Consider the following 15,471-nt stretch of genomic DNA (forward strand, 5'->3'; position numbering starts at 1 on the left):
AACAGGAGTAGATGCTTATAACCTGGGCACAGGTATGGGCTATAGTGTACTAGAGATGGTTGAAGCGTTTGAAAAAGTTTCGGGCAAGAAAGTTCCTTATAAAATTACAGAGCGTCGCCCAGGTGATGTGGCAGTATGTTTTGCTGATGCATCGAAAGCAAAGCGTGAATTAGGCTGGGAGGCAACACGTGGATTAGAAGAAATGTGTGCAGATTCTTGGAAATGGCAATCAAATAATAAAAATGGCTATTTAGAAGTTTAATGATGAATATAAAAAAATGACCTTTGCATAAAAGCAAGAGGTCATTTTTTATATTCATTTTCTATTAAGTTTATTAGCGAACCTAGAAAAGAACGTTCGCTATTTTATGGGAATATTTGGCTGGCAACACATGTAGGAATCAATATTTTCAATGTAAGTAAAGGTATTGATTATTAAGTATGCGTTCTATTTCTCGTTTTAGAACGAAATTGTATTTAATATAGCCTAGTAGTAAGTGAATGAAGATTGAAAAGTGCTACAGAGGTATTGTTATAAATCAGGAAAATTATCGGAAAGGATATAGATGGGGGATCAACTGTCCGTAAAATCCCCCACTAATTAAAGTTTCACTTTATGATCAGTCAGCAACACAAGAGCAATTTCAGCGAGCATATGTAAATTTATTAAAAGAAATTAAAGGTTTTGAATCAAGCCTATTCCTTATACAAAATTGAGGGTTTGAAACAATCAAAAACTGCTAAGGGGTACTATCGCGTTTTAGGTCCGTAATACAATTTTCTTATAAGAAAGAATGTATTACGGACCACCACCTATTACATAATAGGAGGAATTAATGAATTCGAACAAGTTGTTTGTGATATACTGTGTTTCCCTCTTGACTTGTATATGGTGGGAGACTTCGTCCGAAACAATTTGCAATAATATTGGAGTGAGCGGGATAAGAAATACGTATTTCATACAAATCAACAGTCTCATCTAAATTAGCATAAAAGACTGCGAGATGATTGCCTTGTAAAACATATGGGAATTCTACTTCTACATTTTCACCAATTAATACAGGTAACTTTACAGGATTAGAATAATTAGACCAATCCCACACTTCTATATTTACATAGTGAGCGTAATATGCATCTAAATTTACAATGTTTACGACTGCTGAAATAGTTGCAGGCTCTCTTGTTAACACACCTGTAGAGTGAAAAACAGAATGATTTGGATAATGAAGAGGCATAAATATCAAACCTTTCTTAAAATGATATGATTTTACAATATCTTATGCTAGAAGGTAGTAGAATGAGATAGAGGAATGTATTATTTTATTAATTTTTTATAGAAATTGAAAGCGGATTATTGAAAAGTATTCCAACACTTGTATCATTGCTAGAGTCCGTTTATAATCAAGGAATCCTAGTTCATGTTTTGATAGGATTATTTATTATTGAAAGCGTTTTAAGTTCGCTCCTTTTTAAGGTAGGAGGTCTGACTTATTTGGATGAAAAATTATGTATGTAGTTTTAAATGAGAAGAAAAATAATATAAGTATCACTTTATAGTGTGGGGAGGTTAAAAGTGTGAAAGGTAAAGATTTTCACACGAATATATATGGGTTATGTAGGATTATTACTTTCAGGGGCAGCTTTATTTTTAAATAGTCTTGTTATATTAGGGAAAGCAGAGATGAAAAGTGCGGGTGTTTTTAATTTATTTGTGGGTGCACTACAAATTATTATTCCGTTTTATTTGATCATGATTTCTGACCAAAGCAATTGGACAGTGTATTCATATGCGGCTACTTTCTTATTTGGATTAACTTATTTATATGTAGGTGTTACTTTTATAAAAGGAATGGATAGTAGTGGTCTAGGATGGTTTTGTATTTGGGTAGCAATTATTGCTTTATTCTATATGGTTGTTTCATTTGTTCAATTCCATGATGTTGTTAATGCATTAACGTGGTTTATGTGGGCATTACTTTGGTATTTATTCTTTGTGCTAAATACACAAAAGAAGAATATCAATCAATATCTTGGAAGGATTGCCTTCGTACAATCATGGGTAACATTGACTTTACCTTCACTATTTTATTTTATGGGAGTATGGGGAGAGGGATCCGTATATGAACTATGGGTTTATGTATCAGTAATTTCTATTTTGTACTTCTGTTATTGTATTTATAAATATCGAGTACGTTAATATATGATCTGCATAAAAGCATGGAATCGTTAAACTGATTTCATGCTTTTTTATATATTAGCGTTTTATAATAAAAAAGGTGGTATCTCATAAATCATGAAAATGGGGATGATGAAATTGAAGAAAGTGTTGGTGCTAGGAGGAACAAGGTTTTTTGGTAAACATTTAGTAGAGTACCTTTTGCAAGCTGGACACGATGTAACAATTGCCACGAGGGGAGTTACTGAAGATTCTTTTGGTAGCGCAGTAAAAAGAATAATTGTTGATAGAGAAGATGGAAAGCTACTAGAAAAGCGTCTAGAAGGAAAAAGTTATGATATTGTATACGATAATTTATGCTATAGTTCAAATGCAGCGAAAATGGTATGTGAAGTTTTGAAAGAAAAAACGAAGAAGTATATTATGACATCTTCAATGGCTGTCTATGAACCTGCATTAAGCTTGTTAGAAGAGGACTTTAATCCATACGAATATGCAATTACATATGGAGATAGGAATGATTTTAATTATAGTGAAGGAAAGCGATTAGCCGAATCGGTTTTATTTCAATATGCAACATTCCCAGTCGTTGCAGTGCGTTTTCCAGTTGTTATTGGAGAAAATGACTATACGAAAAGGTTACAATTTTACGTTGAATGTGTTGTGAACCAAAACCCTATCGTTGTGGATTATATAGATGGAGCTTTGTCATTTATACATGAAAAAGAGGCAGGAGAGTTTCTAGCTTGGTGCGGAATGGAAAATGTGAAAGGACCAATTAACGCCTGTAGTAACGGAGTAGTTTCTACGGAAGAAATTATTCATTTCATAGAAGAGAAGACGGGAATAAAAGCACTTATCCAGGAAGTTGAGGAAAATATAGCTCCTTATAATGAAGTAACTAACTGTACGTTACATAATGGAAAGGCTCGTGAATCCGGATTTTTATTCCGAGAGCTGAAACTAGAAATAAAAAATGTTTTAAAACATTATATAAATACAATGAAGTAATCATAAATCCCCCGGTGGCAATCCGGGGGATTCTGGAGGATTTCGACAATACTGATTTTACATTACCAAATTTACCTTATACGTACGACTAATGTTTTTGCGATTGAATTGCTTGTAAATACTTCTCGTTTACTTGGTCCCAGTTTACTGTATGCCACCAATTGGTAACAAACTCTGGGCGCCGATTTTGATACTTTAAATAATAAGCATGTTCCCATACATCAATTACGAGTAAGGGGATTTTCCCTTCTTGCAAAGGCGTATCTTGATTTGGTGTACTCATAACAGAGAGTTCCTCACCGTCAAGAACAAGCCATCCATAGCCACTTCCAAAACGACTAATAGCTGCTTTGGAAAGTTGATCTTTTAAGTTGTCAAAGGTATTGAAATAATAATCAATTACTTTTGCAACGTCTCCATTAGGCTCACCGCCACCTCGTGGGCTCATCACTTCCCAAAAAAGACTATGACAATAGTGACCACCACCGTTATTTCGTACAGCCGTAACAATTTCCTTCGGTAAAGCATCTAAATTACATAGCAATTCTTCTAAAGATTTATTATGTAATTCAGTATAATTTTCTAAAGTAGCATTTAAATTATTTACGTATGTCGCATGGTGCTTTCCATGATGAATGGAAAGTGTATTGCTATCGATATGTGGCTCTAGTTCATCATAGTCATATGAAAGCTTTGGCAATTGGAATGAAGACATAAGATTACCTCCTTTCTATTTAAAAGTTGGTCTAGGTAAAAATACTTTACCTGAGTCAAAAATACACTCATTTTCCATATAAGTCAATAGTAAGTCTGTTAATTTTCTGAAAAATATTACAATAAAAGTAACACTCTCAATTTCATTTGTGACTCCTATCCTTTTTGCTTATACTGTAAAGTAGCAAGGTTTTGTTGAAATAGAAGGAGATTGTTTATGAGTAAAACGAAACAATTAATAGAGGAAGCAAGTAATTTTATTACGATTTGTTATAAGGAGCTTCATAAAGAACAATTGATAGAAGAACGTATAAAAGAAGTTCAAATTGAGATAGAGAAGACAGGGACATATGAGCATACATTTGAAGAACTTGTTCATGGTTCACGAATGGCATGGCGTAACAGTAATAGATGTATTGGAAGACTATTTTGGAGTAAGATGCACATATTAGATGCGCGCGAAGTAAATGATGAAGAGGGTGTATATAATGCATTAATTCATCATATTAAATATGCAACGAACGACGGAAAAGTTAAACCAACCATTACGATTTTTAAGCAATATCAAGGTGAGGAAAATAATATACGAATTTATAATCACCAATTGATTCGATATGCAGGATATAAAACAGAAATGGGAGTGATCGGTGACTCTCATTCCGCTACATTTACGGACTTTTGTCAGGAGCTTGGCTGGCAAGGAGAAGGTACGAATTTCGATGTATTGCCACTTGTGTTTTCTATAAACGGGCAGGCGCCTATATATAAAGAAATTCCGAGAGAAGAAGTAAAAGAAGTGCCAATTGAACACCCAGAATACCCTATTTCATCACTTGGAGCAAAATGGTATGGGGTTCCAATGATTTCAGATATGCGCTTAGAAATTGGCGGTATTTCTTATACAGCCGCTCCGTTCAATGGATGGTATATGGGAACAGAGATTGGGGCGCGCAACTTAGCGGATTATGATCGTTATAATTTACTTCCGGCTGTTGCGGAGATGATGGATTTAGATACATCGAGAAACGGTACGTTATGGAAAGATAAGGCGCTAATTGAGTTGAATATTGCCGTACTACACTCTTTTAAAAAACAAGGAGTTAGTATTGTTGACCATCATACTGCTGCACAACAATTTCAGCAATTTGAGAAGCAAGAAGCTGCTTGCGGTCGTGTTGTAACAGGTAATTGGGTGTGGCTTATTCCACCGCTATCTCCAGCTACCACTCATATTTATCATAAACCGTATCCGAATGAAGTTTTGAAGCCAAATTTCTTTCATAAATAATATTTAGTGCAGTTTTTTTCTGCAAAATATAATTTTTTTAAATTACTGTTATGTAGCAAATGGAAGCCTTTACTCTCGGTTATTTTTGGAAGAGGATTTTTGAACCAAGGAGTTCCTTATGTTATAATCAAATTTCTGTTTCGAAGACCTTATAGAAATATAAGGTCTTTTGTTTTGCTTTTTTATGTAAGAGGAAGAGATTTTTTCTTTTAAATAAGGGATTTGGCATATTTTTAGGGACAACATAAGTATGTGGAAAGACGATAAATTATTATTCATATATAATTATTATGTTTTGGGTTTAAACAATAAAACATAATAAAGTTGTTTTTTTAGATTGCTGAGGAAGGAGGAAGTGTAAATGAGGATGAAGAGTCGAAAAACTGATTGGCCTGTATTTATTATTAGTGGTGGTTCACTTTTATTATTTGTAATTGCAGTTTTTTTGAATAAGGATTATGTAGAGAGTGCGATTAATACCAGTTTTGCTTTTTCAATTAAATATTTCGGTGCCTTCTGGCAAGTTTTATTGTTAGGTACATTTATTGTTGCGATGTGTATGGCGTTCTCGAAATATGGGAGGGTCAAACTAGGTAATTTAGAAAAACCTGAGATTAGTACGGCAAAATGGCTTGCTATTATTATGTCTACATTACTTGCCGGAGGTGGCGTTTTTTGGGCAGCAGCAGAGCCAATGTACCATTTGATGACGGTGCCACCAATACATGACGGTATATCTGCTGGAACGAAAGAAGCAGTCATGCCTGCTTTAGCACAAAGTTATATGCATTGGGGATTTTTAGCATGGACGATTTTAGGTACAATTAGTGCGGTAGTTATGATGTATGGACATTATCATAAAGGTATGCCGCTAAAACCTCGAACGCTTTTATATCCTATTTTTGGGGAAAAATTAAGAAAGAGCCTGCTTGGAACGATAATTGATGCAGCTGCAATTATTGCGGTAGCTGCAGGTACAATTGGCCCAATTGGATTTTTAGGTTTACAAGCAAGTTATGGATTACAAGAATTATTTGGAATTTCTGATGTGTTTACTACTCAATTAGCAATTATTGTTTGTGTAGTGGCCGTGTCTACCATATCGGCAGTAACAGGTATTGATAAAGGGATTCAAATTATAAGTAATTTAAATGTTAGATTAGCAATTTTATTAATGGCATTCATATTACTATTTGGGCCAGGTGGATTTATTATTGATTCGTTTGTTTCTTCGTTTGGATTTTATGTAAGTGAGTTTATACCGATGAGCACATACCGTGGTGATACAAGTTGGTTAGGATCTTGGACAATCTTTTTCTGGGGATGGTTTATTGGATACGGACCAATGATGACAATTTTAGTGAGTCGAATTTCAAGAGGGAGAACGATTCGAGAAATCATCGTTGCAATTGGAATTATCGCACCTATTATTACAACGTTTTGGTTTACTATATTAGGGGGATCAGGTGTGTTTTATGAGTTAATGAATCCTGGGTCTATCTCGGACGCATTAAGCGAATCTGGTATGCCGGCAGCTATGATTGCAATTACAGGGCAATTGCCACTTTCTAATATTATTGGACCAGCATTTCTTTTATTAACAATTTTGTTTGTAGTGACAACAGGAGATTCAATGGCGTATTCCATTTCGATGGCAGTGACTGGAGACGGAGATCCTAGAATTAGTTTGCGAATTTTTTGGTCGCTTATTATGGGCGCAGTTGCAGCAATTCTTTTATATATGGGTGAAGGAAGCATTAATGCGCTACAATCGTTTATCGTGGTGACGGCAGTTCCGGTATCAATTTTGTTATTCCCAATGCTATGGTTAGCGCCTAAAGTTGCGGGAGAATTAGCACTAAAACAAGGTATTGTAAAAGAAGAAGATAAAACTGCATTCTTATTTCAGAAGGCTGGTAAATCAAAATAAATAAAAACGTAAAAGAGGAAGCATCTTAAATGAGTTGCTTCCTCTTTTACGTTTAATCTAATACTTTTCCTTTTGTTTCTGGTACACATAGTAGCATTGTAATTAACCCGATTGGGTAGATGATAAAAATCAAGGACAATGCTCCAAGTAGGTTGCCACCTGTAGCGAGTAAGCCGATAATAACAGGCCCAAATCCAGCTAACCCACGTCCTGTACCGAAAATAAAGTTTTCTGCGGTAGATCGAGCTTCAGCAGGATAGTTTTCAGCTAAAATTGCCCCAAATCCTCCCATCATGCCATTTGCAAAGAATCCAAGCAATGCACTTCCCCATAATAATAATGTTGAATCTGTGAATAAGAAGAAGTAAATGAGACAGTATACTGTACCGCCAATATAATAAATTGCAAAAGTTTTACGACGACCAATTTTATCAGCCAGAATACCAAAGGTTGCAATTCCAATTAGCATACCGATGGTAGAAATGAACATCCAGCCACTTGCTTTTGCTAATGTATAGTTATATTTATTTGCTAAAATAGTTGGCATCCATGTGAAGATTCCGTAATATCCGAAGTTCTGGATAAACGACATAATAATAAGACCGATTGTTGTGATTGTTACTTTTTTACTGGCAAATAACTTTCGAAGTGGGAATTTTTTTATATGTTTTAGTTGTTCTGCTTCAGTAGGTGTTAATTTACCTGCAGCTTCTTTTTGCAATAGTTCCTTTTTGTAGCGTTGTTTTTGCTCCCATATTTTCGGTTCACTTAAACTTTTACGGACATAGACAGCTAGTAAAGCTGGAATTAATCCAAATAAGAAAACGGCTCTCCATCCAAAGTGCGGGACAATAAATGCTGGAAGGAGTGAAGCAATTAGTACACCAAATTGCCATCCAAGTGCAACAACAGATGTCGCTTTAGCGCGCATTTCTTTAGACCATGTTTCTGTTACAATGGCCATTCCGATTCCGAATTCACCACCAACTCCCATTCCAACTAAAAAGCGAAGAATTAATAATTGCCAGTAGTCTGTTGCGAAATAAATGAGTGCGGTTGCTAGTGAAAACAGTAAGATTGTGAAGGCCATTGTACGAATACGTCCAAATAAATCAGCAATAAATCCAAATAAATAAGAACCAATTAACATCCCTATTGTGGTAGCTAATGTTAAGTTTCCACCTTCAACAGGACTTAAGTGAAACTCTTTTAAAATATAGACAAGTACGAAAGATAATAGCAACATATCTAAACCTTCTGCTGCATATCCTAGCGCAGAACCAAATAATGTTTTATACCTTTTCGCTTTCGTCTCCTCTGTTGTTTGATGTACATCAGTAGTGACGTTCATTATTACTCCTCCTTATTTTCTACAGTCGCTATGGAAGAATAACAAAAGGCCTTCTCACCTGATATGATGAGAAGGCCAAAAAAGCATACGTATCCCCAAAAAAAGAACATACGTATATTGTATTCCGACTTCCTTCTCAACCTCACGGGGTTGGGTTAAAGGACTGTATTATATTACTTTATTTTTAGCACTCTTCTATTGTATTGTCAAATAAAGAGGGGATTATTATGTGTAAAATATTTCAAAAAACATTTCGTTCTTCTTGACGCCGGCTTCATTATTTTCCCATAATAAAACTAACTAAATAAAAAGGAATGAATCAAAGATGCTAAATTTAGTACTCATGATGATTGAACGAGTCGGACTTATAGTTATTTTAGGATTTTTACTCTCTCATATTAAAACTTTCAGGCGCCTCCTTCATAAACAGGACGGCTATGTAGATAAGCTTAAGCTTATTTGTATTTTTTCGGTATTTACAATTGTAAGCAATTACACTGGGATTGAAATAGCAGGAAATACGATTATGAATGAAAATTGGTTACAAGGTGTTTCTTCGTCAAGTACAATTGCGAATACGCGTATTATGGGTGTTGGTATTAGTGGCTTACTTGGTGGCCCTATCGTAGGGGTTGGAGTCGGGTTTATTGCTGGTATTCATCGTTATATGCTTGGTGGTACGACAGCGCTAAGTTGCGCAATCTCTTCTATTTTAGCGGGGATTATAACTGGTTATATCGGATATATTTTCAAAAAATATAATCGTACAATTACTCCTAAGTTTTCAGCAGTTTTAAGTGTTTTTATCGTATCTTTAGAAATGGTTATGATTTTATTAATTATAGAGGATGGAATTAGCGTTGTGAAAACAATAGCGATACCGATGATTCTTGTAAATAGTTTTGGGAGTTTTATTTTACTTTCTATGATACAAGCTATTTTGCGTCAGGAGGAGAATGCAAAAGCACTTCAGACTCATAAAGTATTGCGTATTGCTGATAAAACGTTACCGTATTTTCGTCAAGGCTTAACAGAAGAATCGTGTAAGCATGTGGCACAAATTATTCACCGCTTTACAGGAACGGATGCGGTATCTTTAACAGATACAGAGAAAATATTAGCGCACGTTGGATTAGCATCAGATCACCATATTCCTTCACATAGTTTAATAACTGGTTTATCAAAAGAAGTTTTACATACAGGGCAAATAATGAAGGCGAAATCACGTGAGGTTATTAATTGCCAACATGAAAGCTGTCCCTTACAAGCCGCTATTGTTATTCCACTAACTTCACATGGAAATACGATAGGTACATTAAAACTGTATTTCAAAAATTCTAACCAGTTAAGTCGCGTTGAAGAAGAATTAGCAGAAGGGTTAGCAAAAATATTCTCCACACAGTTAGAGTTAGGAGAAGCTGAGTTGCAAAGTAAATTACTTCAAGATGCGGAGATAAAAGCATTACAAGCGCAAATTAACCCGCACTTTTTATTTAATGCGATTAATACAGTATCAGCTTTATGCCGAACAGATGTAGAAAAAGCAAGGAAGTTATTATTACAGCTTAGCGTGTATTTTCGTTGTAATTTGCAAGGGGCACGTCAGTTATTGATTCCACTAGAGCAAGAATTAAACCACGTACAGGCATACTTATCACTAGAACAAGCAAGGTTCCCAAATAAGTATGAGGTAAAGATGTATATTGAGGATGAGCTAAAGACAACTTTAGTACCACCATTTGTTCTTCAACTATTGGTTGAAAATGCATTGCGACATGCTTTTCCGAAGAAGCAACCAATATGCGAAGTGGAAGTGCATGTTTTTGAAAAAGAGGGTATGGTTCACTTTGAAGTAAAAGATAATGGACAGGGAATTGAGGAAGAACGTTTAGAACAATTAGGAAAGATGGTAGTTTCATCAAAGAAAGGGACTGGAACAGCTTTATATAATATTAATGAACGTCTTATTGGGTTATTTGGGAAAGAAACGATGCTTCATATCGAAAGTGAATTAAATAAAGGGACGGAGATTACCTTTATTATTCCAAAAAAAGCAGGGGAGGAAGAGCCGGGTGTTAAAAGTATTAGTAGTTGACGATGAAATGTTAGCACGTGATGAACTAAAGTATTTATTAGAGAGAACGAAAGAAGTTGAGATAGTTGGTGAGGCTGATTGTGTGGAAGATGCATTAGAAGAACTAATGCAAAGTAGACCAGATATTGTGTTTTTAGATATTCAATTATCCGATGATAACGGATTTGAAATCGCGAATATATTAAAGAAGATGAAAAATCCACCTGCAATTGTATTTGCTACTGCCTATGATCAATATGCGTTGCAAGCATTTGAAGTAGATGCATTAGACTACATTTTAAAACCATTTGATGAAGAACGTATTGTGCAAACATTAAAGAAGTATAAAAAACAAAAACAAGCGCAAATAGAAACGAAGCACGAAATAAAGGGGACAGATGTAGCAGCAGAGATGCATAAATTAGCATTACCAATTGAAGAATCAATCGTACTTGTGAATATTGAAGACATTATATATGTAGGGCTTGTAGATGGGAAAGTAACAGTAAAAACAATGAGGGAAACGTATGTAACACATGATACACTTGTAATTTTAGAGAAGAAGTTACCACAAGCAAGCTTCATGCGCATCCATCGTAGCTTTATTGCGAATATTAATCATATTACTGAAATTCAGCCATGGTTCAATTCTACTTATAATTTAATCATGAAAGAAGGATCGAAAGTACCTGTTAGCCGTACATATGCAAAAGAACTCAAGAAGCTGCTTCGTATTTAAGAAGCGGCTTTTGTATTTCATCCTTTTATATTTGTAACTGATTCTGTATATTTGACGTTCTGTTATGTAAACGCTTACTTGGGTGTTTATATCCTATACAATAAAGGTACCAAATCGAAAGAGGTGGCCAAAATGAGTACGAAAAAAGTATATAGTTTCTTATCACAAGCATTTATATTCTCAGCTATTATGTTAATTTCAAATATTATTGCAACGCATTTACCAATTCCAATGCCTTCATCGGTAATCGGGTTAGTTATTTTATTTAGTCTATTATGTTTAAAAGTAATTAAATTGGAGCAAGTTGAATCACTTGGAACAGCTTTAACCGGTATTATCGGATTCCTTTTCGTCCCATCAGGTATTTCAGTTATTAATTCTCTTGGTGTAATGGGGCAATACTTTGTACAAATTTTAACTGTAATTGTTGTAGCAACAGTTATTTTACTCGCTGTAACAGGATTATTTGCACAATTCATTTTAGGAAAAGATGAAAAAGAAACAGAAGATACAAAAGAATTGAAAGTAGTAAATAAAGGACGCAAGCACGGAAAGGTTGCGTAACCATTGCATTTATATATTGTTAGGAGGTAATGAATATGGCAAGCACAATGACTCCATATTTCGGAATCGTCGTTTCATTAATCGCATACGGAATCGGAACATTATTATTCAAGCATTCAAAAGGGTTCTTCCTATTTACACCATTATTCGTAGCGATGGTATTAGGCATTGTCTTTCTAAAGGTAGGTAACTTTACTTTTGAAGAATATAATACTGGTGGAAAAATGATTAGTTTCTTCTTAGAGCCAGCAACAATTGCATTCGCTATCCCACTATATAAACAAGTTGATAAGTTGAAAAAATATTGGTGGCAAATTTTATCAGCTATCGTGGTTGGATCTATTTGCTCAGTAATTGTCGTGTTCATTGTTGCAAAAGCAATCGGTTTAGATACAGCAGTAATGAATTCAATGCTACCGCAAGCAGCAACAACAGCAATTGCGTTACCAATTTCAGAAAGTATTGGTGGTATTCCTGCAATTACATCGTTTGCGGTTATTTTCAACGCAGTTATCGTATATGCATTAGGAGCATTATTCTTAAAAACATTTAGAGTGAAACATCCGATTGCAAAAGGTTTAGCACTTGGAACAGCGGGCCATGCATTAGGAGTTGCAGTAGGAATTGAAATGGGTGAGGTAGAGGCAGCGATGGCAAGTATTGCTGTAACGGTAGTTGGGGTTGTAACAGTAGTTGTCATCCCAATGTTCATGCCATTCATTGGATAGTAAAACTTACTTAAAAAATAAGAAAAGCAAGCTATTTGTAGGACAGATTTCTACTGATAGCTTGCTTTTTATGTTACAGTAGTGGTAAGACCTATTTAAAAAAATGTAAGTTTCCTTAAATCTTCATTAATACTATGTAGAATACGTTTTGAATTAGGTCATTGTATTGTAAAATAAGAAGTAAGCTACTATATACCTGTTAAGGTAGGCATATAATGAGTTTATAAAAATCTTAATATGAATGAATAATTAAAAGTAGAAAAGAGAGAGAAATCTACTTATTAACGTTTTAGTTTATAGGACAGGAGAGAGTATTCGTCGATTATGCAAATAAAAAACCTGTTTCAAAGCAAAGGATTTCAGAGGTTACTCGTATTAGTAATACTTGCTCTCGTGTTATACGGGCTGCAAAGTATGTTGAATTTAATATTAATTACGTTTATTCTCACGTATTTAATGGATCGATTCCAAAAGTTTATTTCCCGCAAATTAGATCATTTCATGCCTATTAATCGAAAAATTATTATAGCATTTCTATATGTAATGTTAATTGGTGGAATTGCTATTACGCTATTTAAATATTTACCAGTATTAACGATACAAATTTCACAATTGATTTACCAATTCAATGTATTTTTAAGAAACCCACCAGATAGTGAACTAATTAGGTATGCAGTTAATGCTGTCAATCATATGGAGCTTTCTAAATATGTAGGACAAGGCGTAGACATTTTGTATAAATCGATTACGAATGTTGGTAAATTTGGCCTTCAAGTTTTACTTTCTTTAATTTTGAGTTTGTTTTTCTTACTAGAAAAATCTCGTATTGTTGGTTTTACTGCAAAGTTTAAAGAAAGCAGGCTTGCAATTTTCTATACTGAAATTGAGTACTTTGGAAAGAAATTTGCACGCTCATTTGGAAAGGTAATCGAAGCACAATTTTTAATTGCTGTTGTTAACTGTGTTCTTTCAGTTATCGCATTATGGATATTAGGATTCCCGCAATTATTAGGTTTAGCGTTAATGATTTTCTTGCTTGGCTTAATTCCAGTAGCGGGGGTTATCATTTCGTTATTCCCACTTTGTATGATTGCTTACAATATTGGCGGTATTATGTACGTTGTTTATATTTTAATTATCGTAACAGTGATTCATGCGCTTGAAAGTTACGTATTAAATCCGAAGTTTATGTCGCAAAAAACAAATTTACCGATTTTCTATACTTTTATGGTATTAATTTTCTCAGAGCACTTCTTAGGTGTATGGGGACTGATTATCGGTATTCCAATTTTCATTTTCTTATTAGATGTCCTAGATGTGACAAGTGATGAAATGGAGAAGGATGTTGGAACGAAATAAAGTGAAGTAGAGAAAAAGCATCGATGTTCGATGCTTTTTCTTTTATAACATTATGTTCCTTATGCCATACTGTAAGGAGAATATAGAATAGGGGTGAAGTAATGGCTGTAAATGAAAAGGTAGAAGTGGCTACATTTGCTGGAGGGTGTTTCTGGTGTATGGTTTCTCCATTTGAAGAGATGGAGGGAATTATACAAGTTGTTTCAGGTTATACAGGCGGTCATAAAGAGGACCCAACGTATAAAGAAGTGTGCTCAGAAACAACAGGACATTATGAAGCGGTACAAATTACATTTGATGCAAACAAAATGCCGTATGAGGAATTGTTACATATATATTGGAGACAAATTGATCCGACCGATATTGGAGGACAATTCCACGACCGCGGACAGTCTTATGAAACAGTGATTTTTTATCATAATGAAGAACAACATAAAAAAGCAGAAGCCTCAAAAGAAGAACTTGAGCAGAGTGGGCGCTTTTCAAAACCAATTGCGACAAAAATATTGCCAGCAGCTACATTTTATCCAGCTGAAGAATATCATCAAGGATATCATAAGAAAAATACATTCCGTTATGAGTTATATCGTAAAGGCTCAGGACGAGATGCTTTTATTAAGCAACATTGGCCAAAGGATAATGCTCATTTAAAAGAAAAACTCAATGAGATGCAGTTTTATGTAACGCAGGAAAATGGTACAGAACCACCATTTCGAAATGAGTATTGGAACCATAAAGAGGAAGGTCTTTATGTAGACATCGTTTCAGGTGAGCCGTTGTTTACTTCTCTAGATAAATTTGATAGTGGATGTGGATGGCCTAGTTTTACAAAACCAGTTATGTCAGCAAGTGTGAAAGAAAAGATGGATGTGAGTCATAATATGACACGTACAGAAGTGAGAAGTAAAGAAGGAGATTCACATCTTGGACATGTATTTCCAGATGGTCCAGGACCGAATGGACTTCGTTACTGTATTAATTCCGCAGCTCTTCGATTTATCCCGAAAGGGGAGTTAGAAAAAGAAGGATACGGTGATTTCTTAATCTTGTTTGGGAATAAAAAATAACCTCGCAGTTAGCGAGGTTATTTTTTTGCTATTTTGTTTTTTTCTTTTTAAATTTGCTTAATACTTCATAAACGATTGGAACAATAAGAAGTGTTAATAATGTTGAACTTGTTAATCCACCAATTACCGTTACACCAAGTCCTTTAGAAATTAAGCCGCTACCTTCAAATCCTAATGCAAGCGGGATAAGAGCCCCGATTGTTGCAATCGCAGTCATTAAAATCGGACGAAGGCGTGTTGCACCAGCTTCTAATAAAGCTTCACGTGTTGATAAACCTTCATTTTCTTTATGAATAACGCGGTCGATAAGCACGATTGCGTTTGTTACAACGATACCGATTAACATAAGCGCCCCAATCATTGCAGATACACTTAATGTTTCACCAGAGATTAATAAGGCAACAAGAGCCCCAATAATTGTGAATGGTAGCGAGAATAAAATTGCGAATGGTGCAAGGGCACCGCCAAAT

At 34.9% G+C, this 15,471-nt stretch carries 15 protein-coding genes; 11 read left to right on the forward strand and 4 right to left on the reverse strand.

Annotated elements, in window-relative coordinates; translation table 11 throughout:
• Positions 1-262: GDP-mannose 4,6-dehydratase (locus tag MR170_RS26695; protein ID WP_242310029.1), on the forward strand; the 262-nt coding region annotated here is incomplete at its 5' end.
• 571 nt (positions 263-833) lie between these two features.
• On the opposite strand, the gene MR170_RS26700 is transcribed toward MR170_RS26695, so the two are convergent.
• Positions 834-1,235 (reverse strand): hypothetical protein, encoded by a 402-nt coding sequence (locus tag MR170_RS26700; RefSeq protein WP_016079559.1) that lies wholly within the window; start codon positions 1,233-1,235, stop codon positions 834-836.
• 371 nt (positions 1,236-1,606) lie between these two features.
• On the opposite strand from MR170_RS26700, the gene MR170_RS26705 reads away from it, so the two are divergent.
• Together MR170_RS26705 and MR170_RS26710 are read left to right on the forward strand one after the other, a co-directional pair.
• A complete protein-coding gene (locus MR170_RS26705) occupies positions 1,607-2,197 on the forward strand; it encodes an AmiS/UreI family transporter (protein ID WP_242310031.1) in 591 nt (196 codons plus the stop codon).
• A gap of 96 nt (positions 2,198-2,293) precedes the next feature.
• Positions 2,294-3,187, forward strand: a complete 894-nt coding sequence (locus MR170_RS26710) for an NAD-dependent epimerase/dehydratase family protein (protein WP_242310033.1) — start codon at positions 2,294-2,296, stop codon at positions 3,185-3,187.
• A gap of 88 nt (positions 3,188-3,275) precedes the next feature.
• Here the strand turns inward: MR170_RS26710 and sodA are convergent, their stop codons facing one another.
• Complete coding sequence (gene sodA, locus MR170_RS26715; RefSeq protein ID WP_000094037.1) at positions 3,276-3,902, reverse strand: superoxide dismutase [Mn]; 627 nt, start codon at positions 3,900-3,902, stop codon at positions 3,276-3,278.
• Between the two features lie 216 nt (positions 3,903-4,118).
• Between sodA and MR170_RS26720 the strand changes: the two genes are divergently transcribed.
• Positions 4,119-5,189, forward strand: coding sequence for a nitric oxide synthase oxygenase (locus MR170_RS26720; RefSeq protein WP_242310036.1), 1,071 nt, complete (start codon positions 4,119-4,121; stop codon positions 5,187-5,189).
• A 361-nt stretch (positions 5,190-5,550) separates the two neighbouring features.
• The gene (locus MR170_RS26725) at positions 5,551-7,119 is read left to right on the forward strand and encodes a BCCT family transporter (RefSeq protein WP_242310038.1); all 1,569 of its coding nucleotides are present in this window, start codon (positions 5,551-5,553) and stop codon (positions 7,117-7,119) included.
• 52 nt (positions 7,120-7,171) lie between these two features.
• Here MR170_RS26725 and MR170_RS26730 read toward each other — a convergent pair whose 3' ends face one another.
• The gene (locus tag MR170_RS26730; protein WP_098640336.1) at positions 7,172-8,470 is read right to left on the reverse strand and encodes an MFS transporter; all 1,299 of its coding nucleotides are present in this window, start codon (positions 8,468-8,470) and stop codon (positions 7,172-7,174) included.
• 325 nt (positions 8,471-8,795) lie between these two features.
• On the opposite strand from MR170_RS26730, the gene lytS reads away from it, so the two are divergent.
• The 6 genes from lytS to msrB all read left to right on the forward strand — a co-directional run bounded on the left by lytS (position 8,796) and on the right by msrB (position 15,001).
• Positions 8,796-10,565 (forward strand): two-component system sensor histidine kinase LytS, encoded by a 1,770-nt coding sequence (lytS, locus tag MR170_RS26735; RefSeq protein ID WP_050844777.1) that lies wholly within the window; start codon positions 8,796-8,798, stop codon positions 10,563-10,565.
• Complete coding sequence (locus MR170_RS26740) at positions 10,543-11,283, forward strand: LytR/AlgR family response regulator transcription factor (protein ID WP_000921848.1); 741 nt, start codon at positions 10,543-10,545, stop codon at positions 11,281-11,283. Before lytS ends, MR170_RS26740 begins: the two co-directional genes overlap by 23 nt.
• Positions 11,284-11,415: 132 nt before the next feature.
• Positions 11,416-11,847, forward strand: a complete 432-nt coding sequence (gene lrgA / locus MR170_RS26745) for an antiholin-like murein hydrolase modulator LrgA (protein ID WP_000104901.1) — start codon at positions 11,416-11,418, stop codon at positions 11,845-11,847.
• Between the two features lie 35 nt (positions 11,848-11,882).
• Positions 11,883-12,575 (forward strand): antiholin-like protein LrgB, encoded by a 693-nt coding sequence (gene lrgB / locus MR170_RS26750; protein WP_000168869.1) that lies wholly within the window; start codon positions 11,883-11,885, stop codon positions 12,573-12,575.
• Between the two features lie 324 nt (positions 12,576-12,899).
• Positions 12,900-13,934 (forward strand): AI-2E family transporter, encoded by a 1,035-nt coding sequence (locus MR170_RS26755; RefSeq protein WP_001166013.1) that lies wholly within the window; start codon positions 12,900-12,902, stop codon positions 13,932-13,934.
• Between the two features lie 101 nt (positions 13,935-14,035).
• On the forward strand, positions 14,036-15,001 hold the full coding sequence (gene msrB / locus MR170_RS26760; protein WP_016079565.1) for a peptide-methionine (R)-S-oxide reductase MsrB: 966 nt from the start codon (positions 14,036-14,038) through the stop codon (positions 14,999-15,001).
• 28 nt (positions 15,002-15,029) lie between these two features.
• Here msrB and MR170_RS26765 read toward each other — a convergent pair.
• Positions 15,030-15,471, reverse strand: a 442-nt coding sequence (locus MR170_RS26765; protein WP_242310041.1) for an efflux RND transporter permease subunit, incomplete at its 5' end; no start/stop codon positions are given.

The organism is Bacillus cereus group sp. BfR-BA-01524 (assembly GCF_022662595.1).
GTDB lineage: Bacteria > Bacillota > Bacilli > Bacillales > Bacillaceae_G > Bacillus_A > Bacillus_A thuringiensis_S.